The organism is Pseudomonas sp. CFBP 8758 (assembly GCF_014841725.1).
GTDB classification, from domain to species: Bacteria; Pseudomonadota; Gammaproteobacteria; order Pseudomonadales; family Pseudomonadaceae; genus Aquipseudomonas; species Aquipseudomonas baltica.
The window spans coordinates 112979-139314 of record NZ_JACYUK010000002.1 but is presented as its reverse complement, the minus strand read 5'-3'; the positions used below and the strand labels follow the sequence as shown (position 1 = coordinate 139314).

The following is a 26336-nucleotide window of genomic DNA, read 5'->3' as shown; positions in this document are numbered from 1 at the left end:
AAATATCCTTAGAAATCCCGGTTAGCCGCGAATGATCAACGCCGCGTCGGCTTCGACCTTTTCGGCTGCCTTCTGCCGGATCAGCCTTTCGAGCTCATCCACCAGATTGTCGTTGGTCAGTTTCTGTGACGGCTTGCCGTCGATGTAGATCAGGTTTGGCGTACCGCCAGTCAGACCGACATGGGCCTCCTTGGCCTCGCCCGGTCCGTTGACCACGCAACCGATGACCGCGACGTCCAGCGGCACCAGCAGGTCTTCGAGACGCCCTTCCAGTTCGTTCATGGTCTTGACCACGTCGAAGTTCTGTCGCGAACAGCTGGGGCAGGCAATGAAGTTGATGCCACGCGAACGCAGGCGCAACGACTTCAGGATGTCGTAACCAACCTTGACCTCCTCCACCGGATCGGCTGCCAGCGAAATGCGAATGGTGTCGCCGATACCGTCCGCCAGCAGCATGCCCAGACCGACCGCCGACTTGACCGTGCCGGAGCGCAGGCCACCGGCCTCGGTGATGCCCAGGTGCAAGGGCTGGATGATCTGCTTGGCGAGCAGGCGATAGGCATCGACGGCCATGAACACGTCGGACGCTTTCACGCTGACCTTGAAATCGTGGAAGTCCAGGCGCACCAGATGCTCGACGTGGCGCAGCGCAGACTCGACCAACGCTTCGGGCGTCGGCTCGCCGTACTTCTTCTGCAGATCCTTTTCCAGCGAGCCTGCGTTGACGCCGATCCGGATCGGGATACCGCGGTCGCGAGCGGCATCGACCACGGCGCGCACGCGGTCTTCGCGACCGATGTTGCCGGGGTTGATGCGCAGGCAGTCCACGCCCAGTTCGGCCACACGCAAGGCGATCTTGTAGTCGAAGTGGATGTCTGCCACCAGCGGCACGCTGACGCGCTGCTTGATGCGACCGAACGCCTCGGCGGCGTCCATGTCGGGCACGGACACGCGCACGATGTCGGCACCGGCATCGACCAGACGCTGGATCTGCCCCACGGTGGCATCGACGTCATTGGTATCGGTATTGGTCATGCTTTGCACGGCAATGGGCGCATCGCCCCCCACCGGTACCGAGCCAACCCATATTTTGCGCGATTCGCGGCGCTTGATCGGAGATTCACCGTGCATGTTATTGCCCCAGCTTCATGCGAGCAGTATTGCCCTTGGTAAAGGGCGCGACATCCACCGCTTGACCGTTGTAAGTCACCTGGGCGGCATTGGCCACGCCCAGGCGTATGGCGAACGGCGGCTTGCCGCCGACCTGAAGATTCTCGCCGGAACGCTTGAGACCGCTGTACAGGACCTTGCCGGTGGCATCACTGACCTGAGTCCAGCAATCGGCGACGAAATTGATCCCGACCTGGCCTTGCCCGGCCACTGGAGCCTCAATGGGCGCAGGGACGGCAGCCGGGTCGGCAGCACTGATGGTCGGGGCGCTGCTGGGGCTCGGCGCGGCAACGGCCGCTGGTGTCTGCGCAGCAACCGGCGGCTGCGCCGCCGTGGCGGCAGGCGTACCGGTGGTGGCCGGGTCGACCGGGGCCTGGCCCTGGTTCAGGCTCAAGGCCGTCGGCTCGCCCTCGCGCGCAGCCACGACCGCCTGGTCTTCAGGCTCGTCGAGCGGATGGATCTGGGTGGTGCCATCGGCGCTTTCGACTTCGACGTGCTCCAGCGCGACGTTGGTCGGATCGGTGCCCCGCGCGGTGGTCTTGTCCTGCCACCAGAGGAAACCGCCACCCACCAGCGCCAGTACCAGCATCAGGCTGACGATTCGCAGCAGGTTGTGAGCCAGGCGCGATGGTTCTTCGATGCGACCCAGGCCATGCACGTTGCTGCCCTGTGCATTGGTGCCCGTGTACTGGTCGAACGCCTGCACCAGTACTGCCTGATCCAGACCCAGCAACTTGGCATAGGCGCGGATGTAGCCACGGGAAAAGGTGTGCCCGGGCAGCTTGTCGAACGCGCCCGCTTCCAGGTTGGCCAGCGAGGTGGGCGTGAGATTGAGCCGGGCGGCCACCTCAGGCAACGACCACTCTTTGCTTTCGCGGGCCTGACGCAAGGTATCGCCGGGGTTTACACGAGAGCCTGCTGCTACTTCGGGATGCGCCGCTTTCATCTTTGCTCCGACAGGTATTGCTGATATTCCGGCGTACCGGGATAAAGCCGTTTGAGTTGCAGGCCATAACTGGCGGCCTTGTTCTTGTCTTCGTAGACTTTCGCCAGACGCGTGCCAAGCAGCAGGCTGCGCGCGGTGTGCTCGCTCAACTGGGTGAACCGGTCGAAATACTCCTTGGCCGGCACATAATGCATGTCCTGGTATGACATCTCGGCCATTTCCAGCAATGCACGGGGCTGCTGACGGTTGAGCCGCAGGGCCTTCTCCAGGTTCTGCTGTGCCACCTCGCGCTGCCCAAGGGCCACGGCGGTCATGCCCAGGTTCTCGAAGACCCGTGAACGCTCCGGGTAAAGCGTATCGGCGGCGGCCTTCTCGAACAGTTCATAGGCTTCCTTGTAGCGTTTCTGCTCGTACAGGAAACTGCCGTAGTTGTTCAGGATACGGGCATCGCTGCGAGCGTTCAAAGCCTTGCGAAAATGCTGCTCGGCGAGCTCCGGTTCCATCTCCGCCTGGAACACCAGGGCCAGTGCGGCATTGGCGTCGGCGTCGGAGCTGTTCAGCTCCAGGGCCTTCTTCAAGGGAATCTTCGCCCGTTCGGTACTGCCTTCCTGCAGGTAGCCCAGGCCCAGTTGCACATAGGCCTGACGTGCCTCGTCCCGCCCCTTGCTGGTGTCCATCGGATTGACCTTGCCCGTGGTGACGCAGCCGGTCAGCAAGGCGAATACGATCAGCAGCGCAGCGCGCAGGGTCATGGGGTTCCTCTCGTTCAGTTCCGATTCGCGGCAGTTTGCGGCATATCGGCCTCAGCGCCTAATTGGCGCACGGCGATGTAGCGTTCACTGCGGCGCGTGCGGTCCATGACCTGACCCACCAGCTGGCCACAGGCCGCGTCGATGTCCTCGCCACGGGTGGTGCGTACGGTGACGTTGAAGCCAGCCTGATGCAGGTGATCCTGGAAACGACGGATCGCATTGTTGCTCGGGCGCTCGTAGCCGGAATGCGGGAACGGGTTGAACGGAATGAGGTTGACCTTGCAGGGCACGTTCTTGAGCAACTCGACCATTTCCACGGCATGCTCGAGCTGGTCGTTGACGTCCTTGAGCAGGGTGTACTCGATAGTCAGCACGCGCTTCTCGCCCAGCTGCGACATGTAGCGCTGGCACGACTCGAGCAGCATCTTGAGCGGGTACTTCTTGTTGATCGGCACCAACTGGTTGCGCAACGCGTCGTTGGGCGCGTGCAGCGACAGGGCCAGGGAGACGTCGATGTGATCGGCGAGCACGTCGATCATGGGCACGACACCCGAGGTCGACAGGGTGACCCGGCGTTTGGAGATGCCATAGCCCAGGTCATCCATCATCAGGCGCATGGCCGCGATGACGTTGTCGAAGTTCAGCAGCGGCTCGCCCATGCCCATCATCACCACGTTGGTGATGGCACGGTCGACGGTCGCCGGGACGCTGCCGAAGGATTTGTTGGCAATCCACACCTGGCCAATGACTTCGGCGGCGGTGAGGTTGCTGTTGAAGCCTTGTTTGCCGGTGGAGCAGAAACTGCAATCCAGCGCACAGCCCGCCTGGGACGACACACACAAGGTGCCACGCTTGCCCTGGGGGATGTACACGGTCTCGACGCAGCTGCCGGACGCCACGCGCACCACCCACTTGCGGGTGCCGTCGGTGGAGATGTCCTCGCTGACCACTTCGGGGCCGCGGATCTCGGCACAGGCCTTGAGCTTTTCGCGCAGGGCCTTGCCGACGTTGGTCATGGCATCGAAATCGTCCACGCCAAAATGGTGAATCCACTTCATGACCTGACCGGCACGAAAGCGCTTCTCCCCGATCGAGTCGAAGAACTGTTCCATTTCCGGTTGAGTCAGACCCAACAGGTTCGTCTTGCCAGTCATATCAGTCATGGGTTCACCTTCACTCGTTGGCCGTGGCTTAGCGAGTGGTTACTTCGGTAGTAGCGAAGAAGTATGCGATTTCACGGGCAGCAGCGGCTTCGGAGTCCGAACCGTGGACGGCGTTGGCGTCGATGGATTCGGCGAAGTCGGCACGGATGGTACCGGCAGCAGCTTCTTTAGGGTTGGTAGCACCCATCAGTTCGCGGTTCAGAGCGATGGCGTTTTCACCTTCCAGAACCTGGACGACGACCGGGCCGGAAGTCATGAAGGCAACCAGCTCACCGAAGAAGCCACGAGCGCTGTGTTCGGCGTAGAAGCCTTCGGCTTCGGCTTTGGACAGTTGCTTGAGTTTCGAGGCAACGACGCGCAGGCCGGCTTTTTCGAAACGAGTGGTGATCTCGCCGATGACGTTCTTGGCGACAGCGTCGGGCTTGATGATGGAGAAAGTACGTTGAACAGCCATGTGAAACTCCAGAAACAGTGATTGAAGCGAAAAATTAAACCCGCGAATTATACGCGGGTTCCGGGGTATTGCCTAACCTGCAAATCGATCAGTCCTTTTCGGCAGCCCAGAGGGTCTGCACCGCCTCGAGCACCTTCTCGCCGACGCGACCGGAGGCGTCGTCGAAATCGGGCAGCGCCTTGATCATCTGCTGCAGGCGGGTGAAGCCGATCGAATACGGATCGAGTTCCGGATGCCGTTCTTCCAGCTCCTCGGCGATCCGCTGTACATCATTCCAACCATAGCTCATGACGATTCCTCGGTCAGTGCGGCGCTTCGGCAGCGTGATTGAGCGAGTACTTGGGAATCTCGACGGTGATGTCCTGAGTGCCGACCTTGGCCTGGCAACTCAGGCGCGACGTCGGCTCCAGGCCCCAGGCGCGATCGAGGAAATCCTCTTCCAGCTCGTCTGCTTCTTCCAGCGTGTCGAAACCGGCACGGATCACGCAATGGCAGGTGGTGCAGGCGCACACGCCGCCACAGGCACTCTCGATCTCGATGTGATGATCGTGGGCGACGTCGAGCAGCGACCGGCCAGTTTCAGCTTCGACCACCATACCGTCCGGGCAATGCTCGGCGTGGGGCAGAAAAGTCACCTTCGGCATCAGTTATTCCTCAATTTCATTCAGGTTGCGCCCTGACAGGGCGTCTTTCACGGCATTGTTCATACGACGCGCAGCGAAAGCATCGGTCACCTGCGACAGCAGCTTGGTCTGCTGTTCGATGGCCGGACCGTCGTCGCCCTTGACCCGCGCGCGCAACTCGTCCATCTGCAGGCCGATCACCATGCGCTCTTCGTCGTCGAGCAGACGCTCGCCATCGGCGTCCAGCGCGGCCTGTACCGCTTCGAGCAGACGCTCGCCGTCGACCTGGTGCTCGCGCAGCTGGCGAGCAACCTTGTCGTCACCGGCGTACTGGAAGGAATCGGTGAGCATCCTGGCGACCTCGCCGTCGGTCAGGCCATAGGAGGGCTTGACCTGAATGCTCGCTTCCACGCCAGAGCCCAGCTCGCGCGCGGACACACTGAGCAGGCCATCGGCATCGACCTGAAAGGTCACACGAATCTTCGCCGCGCCGGCCACCATGGCTGGGATGCCACGCAGCTCGAAACGGGCCAGCGACCGGCAGTCGCTGATCAGCTCGCGCTCACCCTGCAGAACGTGCACGAGCAAGGCCGACTGGCCGTCCTTGTAGGTGGTGAAATCCTGGGCACGCGCAACGGGAATGGTGGTGTTGCGCGGAATCACCTTCTCCATCAGCCCGCCCATGGTTTCCAACCCCAGGGACAGCGGGATGACGTCCAGCAGCAACAGCTCGCCGCCGTCGCGCTTGTTGCCGGCCAGGGTATCGGCCTGGATGGCCGCACCGATGGCCACCACCTGATCAGGGTCGATGTCGGTCAACGGCTGGCGCCCGAACAGCTCGCCTACCGCTTCACGTACCCGCGGCACGCGGGTAGAGCCACCGACCATGACCACGGCAAGGATCTCGTCGATCTCGATGCTGGCGTCACGCACGGCGCGTCGGCAGGCCTTGAGGCTGCGCGCGATCATGGGTTCGATCAGCGCCTGGAAGGCGTCGCGCGTGAGCTCCGCACTCCAGGTGCCGTATTCGATGGTGGCGCTGTACGACTGGCTCAAGGCTTCCTTGGCAGCGCACGCCGCCTGCAGCAGCTGGCGCTGGGCACCGGGGTCAAGGTTGGCGGATACGCCCGCCTGCTCGACGATCCAGCCTGCGATGGCATGATCGAAATCGTCGCCACCCAGCGCGCTGTCGCCGCCGGTGGCCAGCACTTCGAAGACCCCGCCGGTCAGGCGCAGGATGGAGATATCGAAAGTGCCACCGCCCAGGTCGTAGATCGCCACCAGCCCTTCGGCGTGCTGATCCAGGCCATAGGCGACGGCAGCGGCCGTCGGCTCGTTGAGCAGGCGCAGCACGTTCAGACCGGCCAGGCGCGCGGCGTCCTTGGTGGCTTGACGCTGGGCGTCATCGAAATAGGCGGGAACGGTGATCACCGCCCCGACCAGGTCGCCGCCCAAAACGTCTTCGGCGCGCTGGCGCAGGGCCTTGAGAATATCGGCAGACACTTCCACCGGGCTTTTCGGCCCTTGGACGGTCTGGATGAACGGCATGTGCGACTCGCCACCGACGAAGCGGTAGGGCAATTGCTCGCCCAGCTGCTTGACGTCGGCCAGGCCACGGCCCATCAGGCGCTTGACCGAGAGTACGGTGTTGAAAGGGTCGCTGGCGGCGGCAGCCTTGGCAGCCGCTCCGACCTCGACACGATCGGCGTGATAGCGAACGGCAGACGGCAGGATGACCTGCCCGTCTGCGTCTGCCAGGGGTTCGGATAGACCGCTGCGCAGCGCAGCGACCAGCGAATTGGTAGTGCCCAGGTCGATCCCCACGGCCAGACGACGCTGGTGTGGTTGAGGACTCTGGCCAGGTTCGGCGATCTGCAGTAGGGCCATGCTTATCAGGTCAGGAATTCAGGCGTGCGGCCGTAGCGACACTGGGTTAATCGTCGAGGCGCTCTTCGAGCTGGCGCACTTCATAGGAAAGCTTGTCGAGAAACTGCATGCGCCGCATCAGGCGTTCGGCCTGTTCGCGTTGCGCCGCGTCATCCCAACAGGCAGCGAAGCTGTCTTCGAGTTCAGCCTGCGCGGCCTTGACCCGCCGCTTGAAGGCGGCCACACCGGGCAAGTCGGCGCTGTCCTGCAGGTCTTCGAGCTCTTCGCGCCACTGCATCTGCTGCAGAAGAAAGTCCGGGTCATGGACCGTGACTTCCTGCGGTACTTCCCGCCCACCGATGGACAGCAGGTAACGCGCACGCTTGGGCGCAGCCTTCAGGGTCTGGTAGGCATCGTTCAAACCCGCGGACTTCTCCAGCGCCTGGCGTTGCTCGCGCTCGGAAGCGTCGGCAAAGCGATCGGGGTGGACTTCACGGGCCAACTCGCGGTAGCGGGTAGCCAGCTGGTCGAGATCCAGGCGAAAGCCGGGCTTGAGGTCGAACAAGGCGAAATGACAAGGAGTACCCACGGTCAGCCTCAGATATTGAAGCTTTCGCCGCAGCCACATTCGCCGCGTACGTTGGGGTTGTTGAACTTGAAGCCTTCGTTCAACCCTTCCTTGACGAAATCGAGCTCGGTACCGTCCAGGTAGACCAGGCTCTTGGGATCGATGATCACCTTGACGCCATGGTTCTCGAAGACCTTGTCTTCGCTGCCGGCTTCATCGACGAACTCCAGCACGTAGGCCAACCCCGAGCACCCGGTGGTGCGTACGCCCAAACGAATGCCGTCACCCTTGCCACGCCCTGCCAGGGAGCGGCGAACGTGGTTGGCGGCGGCTTCTGTCATGCTGATGGCCATCGTGACTCCTTACCTGCAAACGGTTGCGCGCGAGCGGTCACCCGCACCGCGCTGTATCGAACCTGCGACTGTGTCCAGCTTCGCTCTGACTCAGAGCAGACCTTTCTTCTGCTTGTAGTCGCGTACGGCCGCCTTGATGGCATCCTCGGCGAGCACCGAGCAGTGGATCTTCACCGGCGGCAACGCCAGTTCTTCGGCCAGCTGGGTGTTCTTGATGGTTTCGGCTTCGTCCAGAGTCTTGCCCTTCATCCACTCGGTGGCGAGGGAGCTGGAAGCAATGGCCGAACCGCAGCCGTAGGTCTTGAACTTGGCATCTTCGATGATGCCCTGCTCGTTGACGCGGATCTGCAGACGCATCACATCGCCGCACGCCGGAGCGCCGACCATGCCAGTGCCGACGTCGGCATCTTCGGCGTCCATCTTGCCCACGTTACGTGGGTTTTCGTAGTGGTCGATGACCTTTTCACTGTAAGCCATGATATTGATCCTTACTGAAACTCATCAGGTAAGCCGCTCTTGCCGGCAGCTACTTAGTGCGCCGCCCACTCGATCTTCGAGATATCGACACCGTCTTTGTACATGTCCCACAGCGGCGACAACGCGCGCAGCTTGGTGACGGCCTCGCAGACTTTCTGCGCGGCGTAATCGACTTCTTCTTCGGTGGTGAAGCGACCGAAGGTGAAACGAATGGAGCTGTGTGCCAGCTCGTCGTTGCGGCCCAGGGCGCGCAGCACGTACGAGGGCTCGAGCGAGGCCGAGGTGCACGCGGAACCGGAAGACACTGCCAGGTCCTTGAGGGCCATGATCAGCGACTCGCCTTCGACATAGTTGAAGGACAGGTTCAGGTTGTGCGGTACGCGGGCAGTCAGGCTGCCGTTGACGTACAGCTCTTCCAGGTTTTCGACCTGCTGGTAGAACCGATCGCTGAGGGCCTTGATGCGTGCGTTCTCGTCCGCCATGGTTTCCTTGGCGATACGGAAGGCTTCGCCCATGCCGACGATCTGGTGCGTGGCCAGGGTGCCCGAACGCATGCCGCGCTCGTGACCACCGCCGTGCATGGCAGCTTCCAGACGAACGCGCGGCTTGCGGCTGACGTACAGCGCGCCGATACCCTTGGGGCCATAGGTCTTGTGCGCCGAGAACGACATCAGGTCGACCTTGAGAGCGGCCAGGTCGATGTCGACCTTGCCGGTAGACTGCGCAGCATCGACATGGAACAGCACGCCGCGCGAACGGGTCAGTTCGCCGATGGCCGCGATGTCGTTGATGACGCCGATTTCGTTGTTCACGTGGATGACCGAAACCAGGATGGTGTCGTCGCGCATCACCGCTTCGATCATGGCCGGGGTGACCAGGCCATCGGTGCCGGGCTCGAGGTAGGTGACGTCGAAGCCTTCACGCTCGAGCTGGCGGGTGGTATCCAGCACCGCCTTGTGCTCGATCTTGGTGGTGATGATGTGCTTGCCCTTGGTCTGGTAGAAGTGCGCCACACCTTTGATCGCGAGGTTGTCGGACTCGGTGGCACCGCTGGTCCAGACGATTTCGCGCGGGTCGGCACCGACCAGGTCGGCCACTTGGCGACGGGCGTTTTCGACGGCTTCTTCGGCCTTCCAGCCGAACACGTGCGAACGGGAAGCCGGGTTACCGAAGTTCCCGTCCATCTGCAGGCATTCGATCATCTTCTGTGCAACGCGTGGATCCACTGGCGTGGTCGCGGAGTAATCGAGGTAAATCGGCAACTTCATTGGTATCTCCTATCAGGCGGCTAACCTGGCTTTCTCATTCGACGGCAGACGTTTCGATCTTGTCCAGGCGTTGCGTGCGGCCGTTGCTGCTGCAACGGCGCAGGTCCTGGCGCTGGGCGACTTCTTGCACTTCACGGCGAGTGACAAGGTCGGACAGACTGATGCCGCTCAAAAATTCGTGGATCTGCTGGCTGAGGTCGCACCACAGGTGATGGGTCAGGCAGGTGTCTCCGGCGTGGCAATCACCCAGGCCCTGGCACTTGGTGGCGTCGACCGATTCGTTGACCGCGTCGATGACCTGTGCAACCTGGATGCCTTCCATTTCGCGGGAAAGCTGGTAACCACCGCCCGGGCCGCGCACGCTGGACACCAGGTTGCCCCGGCGCAGCTTGGCGAACAGTTGCTCCAGGTAGGACAGCGAAATGCCCTGGCGCTCGGAGATGTCGGCCAATGAGACCGGCCCACGCTGCGCGTGCAATGCCAGGTCAAGCATGGCAGTGACGGCGTATCGGCCTTTAGTTGTCAGTCGCATGGCTATTACCACGGGTTCTCGGAATAGGTTCGATCATCCTATTTCCGAGTAAATTTGTCAACTATAAGTCCTACTGAATTACTAGGACTTGAGTGCAAAAACGGCGGCGCAATGATAGCAGACTAATGATGCAGGAGGGAGCATCTGCTGCTCGCTATGCCCCGTAGGAGCGGTCATCGGCCGCGAAACGGGCGCCGCAGTGGATCTGCTGGACCGCGGTGCGCCCTTCGCGGCCACGGACCGCTCCTACAGAGGGGGTCGGGGCGCGTAGGAGCGGTCATCGGCTGCGAAACGGGCACCGCGGTGGATCTGATAGAACGAGGTGCGCCCTTGGCGGCCACGGACCGCTCCTACAGAGGGGGTCGGGGCGCGCGTAGGAGCGGTCATCGGCCGCGAAACGGGCACCGCGGTGGATCCGTCGGATCAGGGGTTGGTCTTGCGCTCCGCGCCTTGCACGCATTCGAAATCCTCGTCACGCAAGGGCGGCAGGTCCTTGGCACGGTAGTCGCTGCCCAACTGGTTGAGGGCGCCACACATGCCCTCAAGGCGCCCATCCACCGCATGCAGGTGATCGAGCAGTTGGCCGATGGCCCTGGCCACCGGGTCTGGCATATCTTCCCCTCCGACACCGTAGGCATCGAAGCCGATCTTCTCGGCCATGGCCTTGCGCCGCGCATCGAGCTGGTCGTCGCTCTTGACGATAATCTTGCCCGGGATCCCCACCACGGTCGCGCCGGGCGGCACCTCCTTGGTCACCACTGCATTGGAGCCGACCTTGGCCCCGGCGCCCACGGTGAACGGCCCGAGCACCTTGGCGCCCGCCCCTACCACCACGCCGTCGGCCAGGGTTGGATGGCGCTTGCCCTTGTTCCAGCTGGTACCGCCCAGGGTCACGCCCTGATAGATCGTCACATCGTCGCCGATCTCGGCCGTCTCGCCGATCACGATGCCCATGCCGTGGTCGATGAAAAAGCGCCGACCCACCGTGGCGCCCGGATGAATTTCGATCCCGGTCATCCAGCGACCGAAATTCGACACCACCCGCGCCAGCCATTTCAGATCCCGCTTCCACAAGGCATGGGCCGCCCGATGCAGCCAGATGGCGTGCATGCCGGGGTAGCAGGTCAATACCTCGAACGCATTGCGCGCAGCCGGATCGCGATGAAAAACACTCTGGATATCTTCCCGCAGACGTTCGAACATTTACTGATCCTTGCGCTTATGCGGCTCGCCCCGAGCGACCTTCTGGGTCTCGGTGAGAATGCCGCGCAAAATACTCATTTCCGACTTGTTCACGGCGCTGCGGCCAAACAGCCGACGCAGGCGCGCCATCAAGTGCCGCGGTTTTTCCGGGTCGAGAAAGGCGATATCGACCAGCGTGTCCTGCAGATGGCCATAGAAGCGCTCCATCTCGTCGCTGGTCGCCAGCTCTTCGGCCTTCTCCATGGCAGCCGCCGGCCGCTTGCCCGCCAGCCAGGCCATGCGCACCTCATAGCCGAGCACCTGCACAGCAGCCGCCAGGTTCAGCGAGCTGAAATCGGGGTTGGACGGGATGTGCACATGGAAATGACAGCGTTGCAGCTCGTCGTTGGTCAAGCCCGCATGCTCGCGGCCGAACACCAGCGCGATGTGCTTGCCCTGCCCCGCTTCGTCGATGACTTTTTCGCCGCATTCACGGGGATCCACCAAGGGCCAGGGCAGGCTGCGGTCGCGGGCGCTGGTACCCAGCACCACCGTGCAGCCCACCAGTGCCTCTTCCAGCGTGGCGACCACCTGGGCGTTTTCCAGCACGTCACTGGCACCCGAGGCGCGCGCCTCGGCTTCGGGCGACGGAAAATCGCGGGGCTCGACCAGCACCAGCCGCGACAGGCCCATGTTCTTCATGGCGCGCGCCGCTCCACCGATGTTGCCGGGATGGCTGGTATTGACCAGGACGACTCGGATGTTATCCAGCACGGCTAGGGCTCTGTGTCGGGGAAAGGGCGGCAAATATTACAGAAGGCCTATAACTAAGGCTATGTCCCTCTTCTTGTCCACGACTTTTCTGCTAGAATGCGCGGCTTTCTTTAACGACCTAGGTGAAACGTCCATGCAGCCCATGCTGAATATCGCGCTGCGCGCCGCCCGCAGCGCCAGTGAATTGATCTTCCGCTCCATCGAGCGCCTGGATACCATCAAGGTCGACGAGAAAGATGCCAAGGACTACGTGTCCGAAGTCGATCGCGCCGCCGAACAGAAAATCATCGACGCCCTGCGCAAGGCCTATCCAACCCACGGCATCCGTGGCGAAGAAACCGGCTTCCACGCTGGCAGCGGCGAAGGCGAAGACTACCTGTGGATCATCGACCCACTGGACGGCACCACCAACTTCCTGCGCGGCGTCCCGCATTTCGCCGTCAGCATCGCCTGCAAATACCGCGGTCGCCTGGAGCACGCGGTGGTTCTGGACCCGGTGCGCCAGGAAGAATTCACCGCCAGCCGTGGCCGTGGTGCCCAGCTCAACGGTCGCCGCCTGCGTGTCAGCGGTCGCACAAGCCTGGACGGCGCCCTGCTGGGCACCGGCTTTCCGTTCCGTGACAACCAGATGGACAACCTCGACAACTACCTGGGCATGTTCCGCAGCCTGGTGGGCCAGACCGCCGGCATCCGCCGCGCCGGCTCCGCCAGCCTGGATCTGGCCTACGTCGCCGCGGGCCGCTTCGACGCATTCTGGGAGTCGGGTCTGTCGGAATGGGACATGGCCGCAGGCGTGCTGCTGATTCAGGAAGCAGGCGGCCTGGTGAGCGATTTCACCGGCGGCCACAACTTCCTCGAAAACGGCCACATCGTGGCCGGCAACACCAAGTGCTTCAAAGCGGTGCTGACCGCCATCCAGCCGCACCTGCCGGCTTCGCTCAAGCGCTGAGCGCCGAGCGCCGACGCGACAAGCGCCGCGACGAAAAAAGCACCCTGATGGGTGCTTTTTTCATGCCCGAGATTCACGCCAACACGGACTATTCTTCGCAGGCAAAGGCCAGTATTCGACCCAGCATCTCGTCGCAGCCAGCCAGTTGCGCGATGCTGACGAACTCATCGGGCTTGTGCCCCTGCGCCATGCTGCCAGGCCCGCACACCACCGTGGCTATGCCTGCCTGATCGAACAGCCCGCCTTCGGTACCGAACGCCACCGTGGAAAACGCCCGCGAACCGCTGAACCGCGCGATCAAGCCAGCGGCCTCGCTGGCATGGCTCACGTCCAGGCCCGGATAGCTGGACAACTCGCAGAAGCGAATGGCGCTCTGGCCACCGACCGCCTGCATGGCCGGCAGCAACGTGTGCTCAGCGTAACCTTGCAGGGCCTGGGTGAGTTGCCGCGGATCATCGGCGGGCAGCGAGCGCACCTCGAAATCGAAACGGCAATGCTGGGGTACGATGTTGAGCGCCGTACCGCCCGCGATCACCCCCACCTGCACCGTGGAAAACGGCGGATCGAAGCGCTCGTTGCGTGCATCCGGGGTTTGCAGCGCCTCACCCAGCCGGCCCAGTTCGGCAATCAGCCGCGCGGCGTATTCGATGGCATTGACCCCGCTCGGCGCATGGGCCGAGTGACAAGCCAACCCCTCTACCTCGCAACGCATCGCCAGCTTGCCCTTGTGGCCGAGCACGGGCGCCAGTTCGGTCGGTTCGCCGATCACGCACAACATCGGCTGCACCGGCCGGTGACGTAACGCTTCGAGCAGCGAGCGCACGCCCAGGCAGCCGACTTCCTCATCGTAGGACAGCCCGATGTGCAGCGGCCTGCGCAGGGGTGCCTCGACCCATGCCGGTACCTGCGCCAGTACGCAGGCGATGTAGCCTTTCATGTCGGCCGTGCCGCGGCCATACAGGCGCCCATCCGCCTCGCTCAGCTGGAACGGCGGATGGGTCCAAGCCTGGCCGTCTACCGGCACCACATCGGTATGGCCCGACAGGACGATGCCCGGCACATGGTCAGGGCCGATGCTGGCGAACAGATTGGCCTTGCTGCGAGCCTCGTTGTAGATCAGCTCGCTGCTCACGCCGTACTCTGCCAGGTAGCCCTGAACGAATTCGATCAGCGCCAGGTTCGACTCGCGACTGGTGGTGTCGAAGGCCACCAACTGCGCCAGCAGATCACGACTGGCGCTCATCGGGCGTCTCCCGGCACGCCGTAACCCGGCGCCACCGCCGGATTCAAAGCGCGGTCGATATAGTCCTGCATCTGCGGTCGATAGGCCTGCCACAGCTGCTGCAACTCACCCAAAGGATCATGCTCGGCCCAGTCCACTCGCAGGTCGACGACGGGCCACGGCAGCTCACCTACTACTTTCAGCGCCGCAGAGTGCACCGGCCCGGCTTCGCCACCGGCGGCCAGCCCGGCCAGCATGGCATGCAGCAAGCGCTCGGCCAGGTGCCCGGAGGCCTCTTGGAACGCCTCGACCACAGCGTCGACCACCGCAGTGGCGGCCAGCATGTTGCCTGCCGCTACGCATTGCTCACCGCTGCGCGCATGGTGAATGCCCAAGGTCTGGCTACCACTGACATGGGCGCTGCGCCCCTGCGCATCGAGGGCGATGATCTGCCGGTACTCACCGAAACCGTCGCCGCCCAGCACCTGCTGCAACGCCTCTGCAGGCGAGACCTGCCGTTCGAGCAGCACAAGCGTCTGCGGGCCGAGGGCTGGCAGGGTGATGTTCTGTGACGACACCGCCCCCACCCCGGCCAGCAGCCACGGGCAGCGGGCGCCCACGGCGATGCTCGAAGAACTGATGGCGATGCCCAACTGGCCGGTTTCGGCGCAGCGTGCCGCAATGGAAAAGGTCATGGCAGGGAACTCCTCATTCCGGGATGACGGCGATCACGTCGATTTCCATCAACCACTGCGGTTGGCCGAGGGCCGACACCACCAGGCCCGTGGAAATCGGGAAGACTCCCTTGAGCCAGCGGCCGACGACGTGATAGACCGGCTCGCGATAGCGCGGATCGATGATGTAGGTAGTGGTCTTGACGATATGCGACAGGTCGCTGCCCGCCTCTTCCAGCAACTGCTTGACGTTTCTCATGGCCTGCTCGGCCTGCGCCGCCGGGTCACCGAGCCCCACGAGGTTGCCGTCGAAGTCGGTGCCCACCTGACCGCGCACATAGACGGTATTGCCGGCCCGGACAGCTTGGCACAGGTCATTGTCCAGGCTCTGGTTGGGATAGGTGTCCTTGGTGTTGAACATCCGAATGCGGGTATGGGTAACCATGAACGAAACTCCTTGGCGTAGGCGTCGAGCTGACGCCACACAGTAGTGATCAACAGCTGCGATCAAGCGTTGGCGCGCACCGCGGCGGGCAAGTCCGCGGCCGACCTGGATTCGTCGTAGGCGCGGTATTTGCGCTGGGTGGCGATCTGGTCGGCGACATGCCGGGCGTCGTGCCATACGCCCCAGATAAACGCCGAACCGCGCCGCGACAACCATGGCAGACCGACGAAATAGATGCCTTGTTCGCTGCTCACGCCGCGCTGGTGACGCGGCTTGCCGTTGGCGTGGAAGGCGTCCACCTGCAGCCAGCTGTAGTCTTGCGAATAACCGGTGGCCCAGATGATCGTGGCCACGCCCGCCTCGGCCAGGTCCAGCGCCTGCAGCGGCTGGGCGATGCACGCCGCGTCGGCTACGCGCTCGCGGGCAGTCGGTTCCAAGGGCAAGTCCAGGCCGTTGCGCTCGGCATAGGCATCGGCCGCATCGAGCAGGGCCAGATAGTTCTCGTCACCCCGGTCGAGGTTGTCGTTCAGGTCCTGGGCAAAGGTGACGGTGCCATCGGCAAAGCGCTCGGTCAGGCCGACCAGCACCATCCCGGCTTGCGCCAAGCGACGAAAGTCCACGGTATGCCCGCCGCGGGCGCCACTGACGGCAATGGTGACGTGCTCGCGGCCCGCTTGCACGGTTTCGCTGTCCCACAGCCCGAGCACACCCAGCCACCAGCAGAAATCCCGTCCGCGGTAAGCGCGCGGCGGCCGATCGTGCGGACCGACCGACAGGTAGACCTTGCGTCCTGCTCGCAGCAGCTCCTCGGCGATCTGCACCCCGGATGACCCCGCACCGACCAACAGCACCGCGCCTGCGGGCAATTGCCCGGGATTGAAATAGTGCGCCGAATGGATCTGCTGAAGCGCTGAATCAGTGGGCGCGATGGCCGGGATGACTGGTTTCTGGAACGGCCCGGTGGCTGACACCAGGTGCTTGACCGAATAGGTGCCCGCGCTGGTTTCCACGGTGAAGCCGGCGCGACCGACGTTGCGCGTCACTCGCTTGACCTCCACACCGGTCTTGATCGGCGCGTCGAATGTGCGGGCATAGGCTTCGAAATAATCGGCCACCTGCTCCTTGCCGGCGAAGCCATCCGGGTCCATGTCGAATTCCAGGCCGGGGAACCGATCGTGCCAGGCCGGGCCGTTGGCCACCAGTGAGTCCCAACGGCCCGAGCGCCAGGCTTCGGCGATGCGAGCCCGCTCCAGTACCAGGTGAGGGATGCCCAGACGGCTCAGGTGCTCGCTCATGGCCACCCCGGCCTGTCCAGCACCCACTACCAGGGTGTCTATTTCGGTGATCTGTTGGTTCATCTTGGCATCCTTCGGCAGGCCGTCAGGGCTTGCCGCTGTCTTCATGAAAATTCGAAAGCCGGGCACACGGCGTCCTGCGGCACCCGCGAGGCTGTGCAGAGCGCTCAGTGGATGTCGGGTGCTCAGTCCACCAGCGAGGGATCCGCCTGAATCATCAGGTACTTCATTTCTTCGAAATGGCGCTGGGAAAAATCGCTGATTTTCTCCCAGTCTCGCGCGGTCTTTTCCGCCACTTCATCAGCCAGCACCTTGAGCGGCTGACCGGTCGACCAGGCGGTTACCAGAATCTGGCAGGCGCGCTCCAGGGTCCAGATGTCATCGAACGCCTCACCCACCGTGGGGGCAGTGACGATGACACCATGGTTGCCCATCAGCAGCCGGCTCTTGTCCTGCAGCAGGCTGGCCAGGCGCGCGCCCTCGGCGCTGGTATCGGCCATGCCGCCATACAGTTCATCCACCGCGACGCGGTTGAAATAGCGCGCCGTGTTCTGGTCGACCGGCACAATCCTGGGCTGCGCCAGGCAGGCCACGGCGGTGGTATAGACCGGGTGCAGATGCAGCACCACACGGGCATCGGGCAGGCGTTGGTGAACCTGGCCGTGGATCGACCAGGCAGTGGCATCCACCTCCGGGCGCTGCGCGGCTTCGGCATCGTCGGCATCGAGTAGCAACAGATCGCTGGCCCGCAGGCGGGAAAAATGCACCCATTTGGGGTTGAGCAGAAACTGCTTGCCGTCGGCGCTGATGGCCGCACTGAAATGGTTGGCGACCGCCTCATGCATGCCCAGGTGGGCGATGATACGGAACGTCGCCGCCAGGTCGACGCGCGTCTGTTCTTCGAAACTCAGGGCCATGGCGCTGGGCACTCCGTTGGCACGTACCCGCGACGATCCGCGGGTACTGATGGCTGATCTTGACGTGCGCTATCAGGGCTTGGGCATCAATGTGGCGATGTCATCGGCGGTCGGCGCCTGGAACTTGTACTTGGCCAGCAGGGCGGCGTACTCCGGGGTCTTGCTGTACTTTTCCAGGCCTTCGACGAGGGCGTTTCTGACGGCATCGTTGCCCTTCTTCACGCCGAAGCCGTTGAGCACCGGGTAAATCAGGGTCTGCGAGGAAATCACCACGCGATTGCCCAGCTTGTCGACCACACCACGGGCGACCGCCGCATCGGTGATCTGCGCCTCGACTGCGTGCGCCAGCATGGCTTGGGTTGCCTGTGGATCGGTGCCGTACTCGCTGATGGCAATCGGCTGCAGGCCATTCTTCACGCAATATTCGGCAGACAGCTTCTGCAACTGCTGCAGCCAGGACGTGGCACCCATGGAGCCGATCTTGTGGCCGCAGAACTCTTCGGGCGTCTTGGGCTGATAGTCACTGCCCTTCACCGCAAGTATCGACTCGCCACTTTTCAGGTAAGGGACCATGTCGATCACCTTCAGGCGGTCGGCGGTGATGTACATCGACGAGTTGGTGATATCGAACCGTCCGGCCTGCAGTCCGCTGATCAGGTTGGGAAAGCGCGTGTCGATGTTTTCCGCAGTCATGCCCATGACCTTGGCCAGACCGTCGAGAAATTCGATATCGAAGCCGGCGGGTTTGTTCTTCTCCATGTACTCGTAGGGGAAGAACGTCATATCGGAACCGGCGACGATCTTGCCGGGCTGCTGGAACGCCGAAGCGCTCAACGAGCTGGCAGCCAGGACGGCGCCGAACACGGCCATGGCAACGGGGCGGACGATCAGGCTTGGCAATTTCATGGGGTATTCCTCGCAGTCAATGGAGTCAGGCAGTCGTCAGGTCGGTACCGGCCTGCTGGACGAAAAATGATGCACCCTTGGGTTTCTGGGGCAGGCGAACGTGGTGATCGGTGCTGCGCACCAGGCCGCTCTCGCGCCCGGTCACCAGAAGCCCGGCGTGCTCGCTGGGCAGCGGGTTGTCGGCCAGCGGCAAAGCGTCCTCGGCGGCGTAGACGCTGATGAACAGGGTTCGCGGATCTTCGGTGTGGTTGGGGCTTGAGGCATGCAGCAGACGGGTGTGCATGAAGCACACCGAACCCGGCGGACCGAAGCACGCCACCGGTGCCTGGCAGTGCTCATCGACCACGGCATCGGCCACCGCACCGGTAAAGCGCTCGTCGTGCCAGTGCGACCACAGCGGGCCCGTGTGGCTGCCGGGGATGACCTTGAGCGGGCCGTTCTGCGGGGTCACTTCGCTGACCATCAACAGCGCCGTCACCAGGTCATCGTTGCTGTGCGGGGTGAACAGGAAATCCTGGTGCCATTTCACCTGGGTGGCGGTGTGCGGCAGCTTGGAGTTGATCTTGCTGTGGTGGAAGCGCGTACCGGCGCCGCCGATCAGCTGTCCGGCAATCTCGGCCATGCGCGAGGCGAAGGCGGCCTGGCGATACGCCGGCGAAATCTCGGTGGGCGAGGCCACGCGGCGCAGCGAAGGATGGTCCGCGCGGTGATCGCTTTCCACATCGAAGCGGGGGCGCCCATCCAGCGTTTCCCCCCACGCCTGGGACTGGCTGCGGCTGTCCTGAACCCACTGATCGAAGTCCTGTTGCAGCGCGGCGACTTCCGGCGCAGCCAGCACGTCCTCCACGACCAGAAAGCCATCTTGATGAAACCGGTCTATCTGCCATTGCTCGATCATGTTTGCTACTCGCACCAGTTAGGTTGGATTCAGGCCAACGAGACATCTTTGAGGAACGCTTCCACCCGCGGGTTGTGCCCGCTACGCAGCGCCTGCGGGCTGTCATCGCAGACCACGCGACCCTTCTCCATGAAGACGATGCGATCGGAAACCTTGAAGGCGAAATTCATTTCGTGGGTCACGATGATCATGGTGATGCCTTCGCTGGCCAGCGCTTCGATGACCTGCAACACCTCGTTGACCTTCTCCGGGTCGAGCGCCGAGGTGGGTTCGTCGAACAGCATGATCTGTGGGCGCATCATCAGTGCGCGAGCAATCGCCACGCGTTGCTGTTGGCCACCGGACAACTGATGCGGGTACTTCCAGGCATGGTCGAGCATGCCGACCTTGTGCAGCAGGGCGTAGGCCTGCTGCCGGAGATCGGCCAGCGGCGCCAGGCGGTGATAACGCGGGGCCATGAGCAGGTTGTTGAGCACGGTCATGTGCGGGAACAGGTTGAAGCTCTGGAACACCATGCCGATGTTCAGGCGATGCTCGGCGTGTTCTACATAGCGCTGCGGCTGTGCGCCCTGTCGGTCCAGGTGAATGAACGGCTTGCCGTTGATCTTGATGTCACCGTTGTCGATCTGCTCCAGCCCGTTGAGCAGGCGAATCAGCGTGGTCTTGCCCGAACCCGAAGGGCCGATGACCGACACCACTTCACCCGGCTGGATCTGCAAGCTCACCGCGCCCAGTACTTCGACGTCGTTGTAGGCCTTGTGCAGCTTGGTCGCCTGCAGCGCGGGGCCAGTCGAATCGCTGTTGGGCCGCGCCACGGCAGCCTTGTGCTCGGTGGCCAGCCGCAGCACTTCGGCATCGGGCAGGCGCGCGGCCTTGGTCTGGGTCACGTCCAGATAGCGCTCCAGGCGCTTGAGCAGAAAGTCGAACACGGTCACGATCAGCACGTAGAAGAACGCCACTCCGGCCATGGTTTCCATGACCAGGAAGTTCTGCGAGTACAGGCGCTGACCCACCATGAGGATCTCGGTCAACGAGATCACCGACACCAGCGAGCTGAGCTTGACGATGGAGATGAACTCATTGGTGAGCGAAGGCAGCGCCACCCGCAATGCCTGGGGAATGACGATGCGCCATTGCGTGCCCGCAAACCGCAGGCCCAGGGCCCGGGCGGCCTCGCTCTGGCCCTTGGCGATGGACAGCAAGCCACCACGATGGATCTCTGCGACGTAGGCGGTTTCACTGAGCACCAGCGCGATCAGGCCAGCCCAGAACGGGTTGGCCAGCACGGCCGATGTGGAGGGCATCGCCTGCGGCAGGTTGTAGACGAATATCAGCAGCACCAACAGCGGCAGACTGCGAAACAGCCAGATATAACCGCGCGCTGGCAGATTGATCAATGGACGGGTGGACTGCTTCGCCAGGGCCAGAACAAAGCCCAGCACGATACTGATGACCCAGGTCAATACACTGAGTTGAATCACGGTCCAGGCCGCCATCCAGAACTCGGTATCGCTGAGCAGACCAAACATGTATTTCCAGTCAAACGTCATCGTCGGCTCGCTCGGCAAGGTCAATAGTGATGGGTGACTTCCTGTCGGATCTGAACTTCGAACGTTGCCCGTTCTGCCCGTCTTGAAACCATCATGATTGATGCCAGGTCGTGCCGAAATTAGTAAATTCGAGCCCCTTGCATAGGAAAAACCTAAGCAGGAGCGGCACGGCTAGTTCGCTACGGAAGACTTCGTACGCTACGCAGTGAAACAACCACGACCTTCGAAAAGCCCGTGCACGGTATTGGCGCGGTGAAGTTCCAGTCCGTGCGAACATGGGGCGTTTCGCTGCGCAAAGGCAAACCTGCCTGTATTTGCTGGATGTGCGGGATGTCGCAGCCAGGAGCGCCCTGGTGAAGCAGGCTGCCGCGCCGTGCCACGGGAACATCCCGCAATGCTGGCGACATGGCCAGGCCAGTACTGGCATGGTCTTCGCACAGCCTTGGCAAAGATAGGTAAAACCTATTCAGCCAGCGCATCGCGGAACAGCGCTGCACAGGAGTCGAACGTGATGCACTTTACCCTGCGGCAACTTAAATACTTCGTGGCTGCCGTAGAACAGGACAGCATTGCCGAAGCGTCCAGACAATTGCATATATCCCAGCCGTCCATCTCGGTTGCCATTAAGAATCTGGAAGAAGCCTTCAACCAACCTTTGTTCGTTCGCCATCATGCCCAGGGTGTTTCACTTACCGCTGGGGGCGGCAGGATCTATGAGAAGGCCAAGGAGTTGTTGCGCCTGTCCCAGGAATTGGAACAGGACTCACGCGCCGAGAATGGCAATGTTTCCGGCACTATTGCCATTGGCTGTTTCGAATCGGCAGCGCCTTTGTACATGCCCAAGTTGGTGGCTGGATTCAAAAGCCTGTACCCGGAAGTTTCCATTCAGTTATATGACGGCGAACAACATGAATTGATGCATGGCCTGCACCGGGGTCGCTTCGACCTGGCTTTTCTCTACGATCTGGAGCTGGGCACGACCATACACAAACAGGCCCTCAACGCACCGCACAAGCCCTACGCGCTGCTGCCTGTCGAGCATCCCCTGGCACAACAGCCGTCCGTGACCTTGCAGGCCCTGAGCCAGGAGCCGATGATCCTGCTCGACGCCGTCCCCAGTCGCAGCTACTTCATGGATATCTTCACCGAAAAGGGCTATGCGCCAGTGGTCGCCTACAGCTCCCCTTCCATTGAAATGGTGCGCTGCATGGTAGGGCAAGGTCTGGGGTTTTCGGTGCTGGTGACGCGGCCGTGTACGCAGATGACATACGACGGCAAGCTGCTGGCTCATCTGGAGATCGAAGACGATATGCCTGCCTCGACCTTGGTGATGGCGCACCTGCGCAACAACCAGCCAAGTCGGGCGACCCGGCTGTTCATGGAGTACTGTTCAAGTGTGGAGCTGACGCCACCTGGGGCGGCGGCGGCGGCGCCTGCGATCGAGGCAGAGCGAGAGGCTTACTGCCCGGCTTGATTTTCGCCAAGGATCAACTGACCCTGCTTGTTCACAGGGATCTGCGAACCAGGGTCGCGATCCATGCGCACCTGGCCGACCTTGCCATCGAGCTGGTACTTCACATTGTAGCCAACGACCTTGTCGCTGATGTCGTTGACGGTGTTGCAGCGCGTCTGGGTGGTGGTGTAGGTGTCACGGCCTTGCATGCCTTCCTGCACCTTGTTGCCTGCATAGCCACCGCCAACGGCACCAGCCACGGTCGCGATCTTCTTGCCATTGCCACCGCCGACCTGGTTGCCGAGCAGGCCGCCCGCCACCGCGCCCAAGACGCTGCCAACGATCTGATGCTGGTCCTGAACGGCCTTCTGCCGAGTCACGGTGACGTCCTTGCACACTTCGCGAGGCGTCTTGATCTGCTGTTTGATCGGCTCTGCGGCCAATACGTCAGCGTACTCGGGGCCCTTGTTCACGAGGCTGTAGGTTGCAACGGCACCTCCGGCTGTAACACCGACTGCACCGAGCACTGCACCAATCAGCAACGATTTATTCACTTTGAACCTCCTGACTACAATCATGGCACGAAGCCACGCTTCCATGCCTTGGAGCATAAAAAAAGGCGCGAGTTCAATACTCGCGCCTTTCGGGCCTTGCCGCCGGGACAGTCGAACGTCTTATGGACGGTCGTCGACCTGGTCCTTGGCCACTGGAGGAATCAGATCCTCGCTGCTCAGGTTCAGCCAGATCAGTACCACGTTGGCGATGTAGATCGACGAGTAGGTACCGGCCATCACGCCGATGAACAGCGCCAGCGAGAAGCCCCACAGGTTGTCGCCACCGAAGAACATCAGTGCGGCGATGGCCAGCAAGGTCGACACCGAGGTCGCCACGGTTCGCAGCAGCGTCTGGGTGGTGGAGACGTTGATGTTCTCGATCAGGGACGCCTTGCGCATCACCCGGAAGTTCTCGCGAACCCGGTCGAATACCACGATGGTGTCGTTGAGCGAGTAACCGATGATGGCCAGTACCGCCGCCAGCACTGTCAGGTCGAAGGTGATCTGGAAGAACGACAGCAGGCCGACGGTGACGATCACGTCGTGGATCAACGAGAGGATCGCGCCGACTGCGAACTTCCACTGGAAGCGGAACGCCAGATAGATGAGCACGCCGCCCAGCGCCAGCAGCATGCCGAGGCCGCCCTGGTCGCGCAGTTCTTCACCCACCTGCGGACCGACGAATTCAACGCGCTTGACCGTGGCAGGGTTGTCGCCACCGACCGTCTGCAGCGCCGCCGCGACCTGGTTGCCCAATTGCGGGTCTTCACCCGGCATGCGCACCAGCAGGTCGGTGGTAGCACCGAAGTTCTGCACCACGGCATCGTGATAACCGGCTTTCACCAGCTCTTCACGCACCAGGCCCAGGTCGGCCGGCTTTTCGTAGGTCAGCTCGATGAGCGTACCGCCGGTGAAGTCCAGCCCGTAGTTCATGCCCTTGTGAAACATGCTGAACAACGCCAGCACGGTAAGGAGCACGGTGATGGCGAACGCAATATTGCGAACGCCCATGAAGTTGATGGTACGTAACATGGCAGCCCCTTAAATCCACAACTTCTTGAAGTCCCGACCGCCGTAGATCAGGTTGACCATTGCGCGGGTCACCATGATGGCCGTGAACATCGAGGTAAAGATCCCGAGGGACATGGTGACGGCGAAGCCCTTGACCGGGCCGGTGCCCATGGCGAAGAGAATGCCGCCGACCAGCAGCGTCGTCAGGTTGGCGTCGATGATCGCAGTGTAGGCACGGTCGAAACCTTCGTGAATGGCGCGCTGGACGCTCATGCCATTGGCGATTTCCTCGCGTATGCGCGAGAAGATCAGCACGTTGGCGTCCACCGCCATGCCCATCGTCAGCACGATACCGGCAATGCCCGGCAGCGTCAGGGTTGCCCCCAGCAGCGACATCAGCGCCAGCAGCATGACCATGTTCAAGGCCAGTGCCACGGTGGCGATCACACCGAAGAAGCGGTAGATGGCAATGATGAACAGCGAGACGAACAGCATGCCCCACAGCGATGCATCGACACCCTTGGTGATGTTGTCGGCACCCAGGCTCGGGCCAATGGTACGTTCTTCGGCGAAGTACATCGGTGCCGCCAGACCACCGGCACGCAACAGCAGCGCCAGTTCGGATGACTCACCCTGGCCGTTGAGGCCGGTAATGCGGAACTGGCTGCCCAGCGGCGACTGGATGGTCGCCAGGCTGATGATCTTCTTCTCTTCGGTGAAGGTCTGTACCGCAACGTCCTTCTCGACACCATTGACCGTCTGCTTGACGTAGCGCGTAGTCGGGCGCTGCTCGATGAAGATCACCGCCATGCTGCGGCCAACGTTGCTGCGCGTGGCGCGACTCATGAGGTCGCCGCCGTGGCCATCGAGCTTGATGTTCACCTGTGGCTGGCCGTGTTCGTCGAAGCTGGCCTGGGCATCGGTAACCTGGTCACCGGTGATGATCAGGCCACGTTCGACTGCCGCGGGAGCACGGTTGCCCTCGCGGAACTCGAAGGTTTCGGTAGTCGCCTTGGAATCATCCGGACCGGCACCGAGACGGAACTCGAGGTTAGCGGTCTTGCCGAGGATACGCTTGGCTTCGGCAGTGTCCTGCACGCCCGGCAGCTCGACCACGATGCGGTTGGCACCCTGGCGCTGGACCAGCGGCTCGGCCACACCCAGCTCGTTGACCCGGTTACGCACCGTGGTCAGGTTCTGCTTGATGGAGTACTCGCGGATCTCCGCGACCTTGGCCTGGGTCATGGCCAGGCGCAGCACCGACAACTCGCTGCGCTCGCTGGCAGTCAGGTCGAAATCGGTGAAACTCTTGCGGATCAGGGCTTGTGCCTGGTCGCGGGTAGCGGTGTCGCTGAAGCCCAGCTGAATGGCGCCGTCCTGCTGCGGCAGGCTGCGGTAACGCACGCGCTCCTTGCGCAGCAGCGTCTTGACTTCGCCTTCGTAGACTTTCATGCGGGCGTCGAGCGCCTTGTCCATGTCGACTTCGAGCAGGAAGTGCACGCCACCGGACAGGTCGAGGCCCAGCTTCATCGGGCTTGCACCCAGGCTGCGCAACCACGGCGGCGTGGTCGGGGCCAGGTTCAGGGCCACTACGTAGTCATCGCCCAGCGCCTTGCGCACGACATCCTTGGCCGGCAACTGGTCTTCGGCCTTGGTCAGGCGCAGCAGACCGCCCTTGCCGTTTTCGGCCAGGCTTGCGGATTTGACCTGGATGCCGGCGGCATTGAGTGCCGTGCCGACGCGATCCAGATCTGCCTGATTGACCTGCAGCGAAGTGCTCGCGCCGCTGACCTGGATGGCCGCGTCATCAGGATAGAGATTAGGTGCGGAATAGATAAAACCGATCGCCAGCACCGCCAGGATCAGTACATATTTCCACAGAGGGTATTTGTTCAGCATCACGCCGCCCGTTCAAGACGCGGGGCGCCTTGCGCGCCCCGACATGGGTAAAAGTCTGCAGCTTAGATCGCTTTGAGCGTGCCTTTGGGCAGGGTCGCGGCGATGGCGCCCTTCTGGATTTTCAGCTCGACGGTGTCGGACACTTCGATGACCACGAAGTCGTCGGTGACCTTGTTGATCTTGCCGGCGATGCCGCCACTGGTGACCACTTCGTCACCTTTCTGCAGGTTGCCCAGCAGGTTTTTCTGTTCCTTGGCACGTTTGGCCTGCGGACGCCAGATCATCATGTAGAAGATGACCAGGAAACCGACCAGGAAAATCCACTCGAAGCCAGAGCCGGCAGGGCCAGCAGCCGGTGCAGCGGCGTCCGCGAAAGCGGCGGGGATCAAAAAGCTCATTCAACGCTCCAGTTACTTAGAAGTTATTGACTTAAAG

General features: G+C 62.4%; 29 protein-coding genes. 2 read left to right on the top strand and 27 right to left on the bottom strand.

The features are described 5' to 3' along the window. Window positions 1-21: 21 nt before the first annotated feature. The 15 genes from ispG to trmJ form a co-directional block, all read right to left on the bottom strand. Window positions 22-1131: a flavodoxin-dependent (E)-4-hydroxy-3-methylbut-2-enyl-diphosphate synthase gene (gene ispG, locus IFT75_RS04455; RefSeq protein WP_122713484.1), complete on the bottom strand. Its 1110-nt coding sequence runs from the start codon at window positions 1129-1131 to the stop codon at window positions 22-24. A 1-nt stretch (window position 1132) separates the two neighbouring features. Continuing rightward, entirely contained in the window at window positions 1133-2116 is a 984-nt protein-coding gene (locus tag IFT75_RS04450; protein WP_192053565.1) for a RodZ domain-containing protein, read from the bottom strand. Further along, entirely contained in the window at window positions 2113-2868 is a 756-nt protein-coding gene (gene pilW, locus IFT75_RS04445; RefSeq protein ID WP_043186565.1) for a type IV pilus biogenesis/stability protein PilW, read from the bottom strand. Before pilW ends, IFT75_RS04450 begins: the two co-directional genes overlap by 4 nt. A gap of 14 nt (window positions 2869-2882) precedes the next feature. Continuing rightward, window positions 2883-4031 carry a 23S rRNA (adenine(2503)-C(2))-methyltransferase RlmN gene (gene rlmN / locus IFT75_RS04440; RefSeq protein ID WP_122479547.1) on the bottom strand — a complete coding sequence of 383 codons (1149 nt, stop codon included), beginning with the start codon at window positions 4029-4031 and terminating at the stop codon, window positions 2883-2885. Window positions 4032-4059: 28 nt separating this feature from the next. After that, on the bottom strand, window positions 4060-4485 hold the full coding sequence (ndk, locus tag IFT75_RS04435; RefSeq protein WP_043186559.1) for a nucleoside-diphosphate kinase: 426 nt from the start codon (window positions 4483-4485) through the stop codon (window positions 4060-4062). An 88-nt stretch (window positions 4486-4573) separates the two neighbouring features. Continuing rightward, window positions 4574-4774: a Fe-S cluster assembly protein IscX gene (gene iscX / locus IFT75_RS04430; RefSeq protein WP_122479548.1), complete on the bottom strand. Its 201-nt coding sequence runs from the start codon at window positions 4772-4774 to the stop codon at window positions 4574-4576. A gap of 13 nt (window positions 4775-4787) precedes the next feature. Beyond that, window positions 4788-5129: an ISC system 2Fe-2S type ferredoxin gene (fdx, locus tag IFT75_RS04425; RefSeq protein ID WP_122479549.1), complete on the bottom strand. Its 342-nt coding sequence runs from the start codon at window positions 5127-5129 to the stop codon at window positions 4788-4790. Between the two features lie 3 nt (window positions 5130-5132). Further along, entirely contained in the window at window positions 5133-6995 is a 1863-nt protein-coding gene (gene hscA, locus IFT75_RS04420) for a Fe-S protein assembly chaperone HscA (RefSeq protein WP_185794076.1), read from the bottom strand. Window positions 6996-7041: 46 nt separating this feature from the next. Continuing rightward, window positions 7042-7563 carry a co-chaperone HscB gene (hscB, locus tag IFT75_RS04415; protein ID WP_122796030.1) on the bottom strand — a complete coding sequence of 174 codons (522 nt, stop codon included), beginning with the start codon at window positions 7561-7563 and terminating at the stop codon, window positions 7042-7044. A gap of 8 nt (window positions 7564-7571) precedes the next feature. Further along, a complete protein-coding gene (gene iscA / locus IFT75_RS04410) occupies window positions 7572-7895 on the bottom strand; it encodes an iron-sulfur cluster assembly protein IscA (protein ID WP_122479552.1) in 324 nt (107 codons plus the stop codon). A 90-nt stretch (window positions 7896-7985) separates the two neighbouring features. After that, window positions 7986-8372 carry a Fe-S cluster assembly scaffold IscU gene (iscU, locus tag IFT75_RS04405; RefSeq protein WP_043186545.1) on the bottom strand — a complete coding sequence of 129 codons (387 nt, stop codon included), beginning with the start codon at window positions 8370-8372 and terminating at the stop codon, window positions 7986-7988. 53 nt (window positions 8373-8425) lie between these two features. Next, window positions 8426-9640 carry an IscS subfamily cysteine desulfurase gene (locus IFT75_RS04400; RefSeq protein ID WP_122479553.1) on the bottom strand — a complete coding sequence of 405 codons (1215 nt, stop codon included), beginning with the start codon at window positions 9638-9640 and terminating at the stop codon, window positions 8426-8428. A 34-nt stretch (window positions 9641-9674) separates the two neighbouring features. After that, window positions 9675-10172, bottom strand: coding sequence for a Fe-S cluster assembly transcriptional regulator IscR (iscR, locus tag IFT75_RS04395; RefSeq protein ID WP_192053563.1), 498 nt, complete (start codon window positions 10170-10172; stop codon window positions 9675-9677). Window positions 10173-10595: 423 nt separating this feature from the next. After that, window positions 10596-11375, bottom strand: a complete 780-nt coding sequence (cysE, locus tag IFT75_RS04390) for a serine O-acetyltransferase (protein ID WP_122713490.1) — start codon at window positions 11373-11375, stop codon at window positions 10596-10598. Further along, complete coding sequence (gene trmJ / locus IFT75_RS04385) at window positions 11376-12128, bottom strand: tRNA (cytosine(32)/uridine(32)-2'-O)-methyltransferase TrmJ (RefSeq protein WP_192053561.1); 753 nt, start codon at window positions 12126-12128, stop codon at window positions 11376-11378. A gap of 133 nt (window positions 12129-12261) precedes the next feature. On the opposite strand from trmJ, the gene suhB reads away from it, so the two are divergent. After that, complete coding sequence (suhB, locus tag IFT75_RS04380) at window positions 12262-13077, top strand: type III secretion system regulator SuhB (protein ID WP_122479557.1); 816 nt, start codon at window positions 12262-12264, stop codon at window positions 13075-13077. Window positions 13078-13165: 88 nt separating this feature from the next. Here suhB and argE read toward each other — a convergent pair whose 3' ends face one another. The 8 genes from argE to IFT75_RS04340 form a co-directional block, all read right to left on the bottom strand. Next, a complete protein-coding gene (gene argE, locus IFT75_RS04375; RefSeq protein ID WP_192053559.1) occupies window positions 13166-14320 on the bottom strand; it encodes an acetylornithine deacetylase in 1155 nt (384 codons plus the stop codon). Continuing rightward, on the bottom strand, window positions 14317-14994 hold the full coding sequence (locus IFT75_RS04370; RefSeq protein ID WP_192053558.1) for a DUF1028 domain-containing protein: 678 nt from the start codon (window positions 14992-14994) through the stop codon (window positions 14317-14319). The genes argE and IFT75_RS04370 overlap by 4 nt, the downstream gene beginning before the upstream one ends. Window positions 14995-15007: 13 nt before the next feature. Continuing rightward, window positions 15008-15418 (bottom strand): RidA family protein, encoded by a 411-nt coding sequence (locus IFT75_RS04365; protein ID WP_192053556.1) that lies wholly within the window; start codon window positions 15416-15418, stop codon window positions 15008-15010. Between the two features lie 62 nt (window positions 15419-15480). Continuing rightward, window positions 15481-16776 carry a flavin-containing monooxygenase gene (locus IFT75_RS04360; protein WP_192053554.1) on the bottom strand — a complete coding sequence of 432 codons (1296 nt, stop codon included), beginning with the start codon at window positions 16774-16776 and terminating at the stop codon, window positions 15481-15483. Window positions 16777-16898: 122 nt separating this feature from the next. Then, the gene (locus IFT75_RS04355) at window positions 16899-17630 is read right to left on the bottom strand and encodes a class II aldolase and adducin N-terminal domain-containing protein (RefSeq protein ID WP_192053552.1); all 732 of its coding nucleotides are present in this window, start codon (window positions 17628-17630) and stop codon (window positions 16899-16901) included. A 72-nt stretch (window positions 17631-17702) separates the two neighbouring features. Continuing rightward, window positions 17703-18536, bottom strand: a complete 834-nt coding sequence (locus IFT75_RS04350; protein ID WP_122479562.1) for a transporter substrate-binding domain-containing protein — start codon at window positions 18534-18536, stop codon at window positions 17703-17705. 25 nt (window positions 18537-18561) lie between these two features. After that, window positions 18562-19434 (bottom strand): phytanoyl-CoA dioxygenase family protein, encoded by an 873-nt coding sequence (locus IFT75_RS04345; RefSeq protein WP_192053550.1) that lies wholly within the window; start codon window positions 19432-19434, stop codon window positions 18562-18564. A gap of 29 nt (window positions 19435-19463) precedes the next feature. Next, window positions 19464-20984, bottom strand: a complete 1521-nt coding sequence (locus tag IFT75_RS04340) for an amino acid ABC transporter permease/ATP-binding protein (protein ID WP_192053549.1) — start codon at window positions 20982-20984, stop codon at window positions 19464-19466. 508 nt (window positions 20985-21492) lie between these two features. On the opposite strand from IFT75_RS04340, the gene IFT75_RS04335 reads away from it, so the two are divergent. Then, complete coding sequence (locus IFT75_RS04335) at window positions 21493-22458, top strand: LysR substrate-binding domain-containing protein (RefSeq protein ID WP_192053943.1); 966 nt, start codon at window positions 21493-21495, stop codon at window positions 22456-22458. On the opposite strand, the gene IFT75_RS04330 is transcribed toward IFT75_RS04335, so the two are convergent. The 4 genes from IFT75_RS04330 to yajC all read right to left on the bottom strand — a co-directional run bounded on the left by IFT75_RS04330 (window position 22443) and on the right by yajC (window position 26299). Further along, entirely contained in the window at window positions 22443-22991 is a 549-nt protein-coding gene (locus IFT75_RS04330) for a glycine zipper 2TM domain-containing protein (protein WP_122713500.1), read from the bottom strand. The two genes, IFT75_RS04335 and IFT75_RS04330, sit on opposite strands and share 16 nt — an antisense overlap. A 120-nt stretch (window positions 22992-23111) precedes the next feature. Next, window positions 23112-24023, bottom strand: coding sequence for a protein translocase subunit SecF (gene secF / locus IFT75_RS04325; protein ID WP_122479566.1), 912 nt, complete (start codon window positions 24021-24023; stop codon window positions 23112-23114). A gap of 9 nt (window positions 24024-24032) precedes the next feature. Next, window positions 24033-25901, bottom strand: coding sequence for a protein translocase subunit SecD (gene secD / locus IFT75_RS04320; protein ID WP_192053547.1), 1869 nt, complete (start codon window positions 25899-25901; stop codon window positions 24033-24035). A 62-nt stretch (window positions 25902-25963) separates the two neighbouring features. Next, window positions 25964-26299: a preprotein translocase subunit YajC gene (yajC, locus tag IFT75_RS04315; protein WP_122479568.1), complete on the bottom strand. Its 336-nt coding sequence runs from the start codon at window positions 26297-26299 to the stop codon at window positions 25964-25966. Window positions 26300-26336 lie beyond the last annotated feature (37 nt).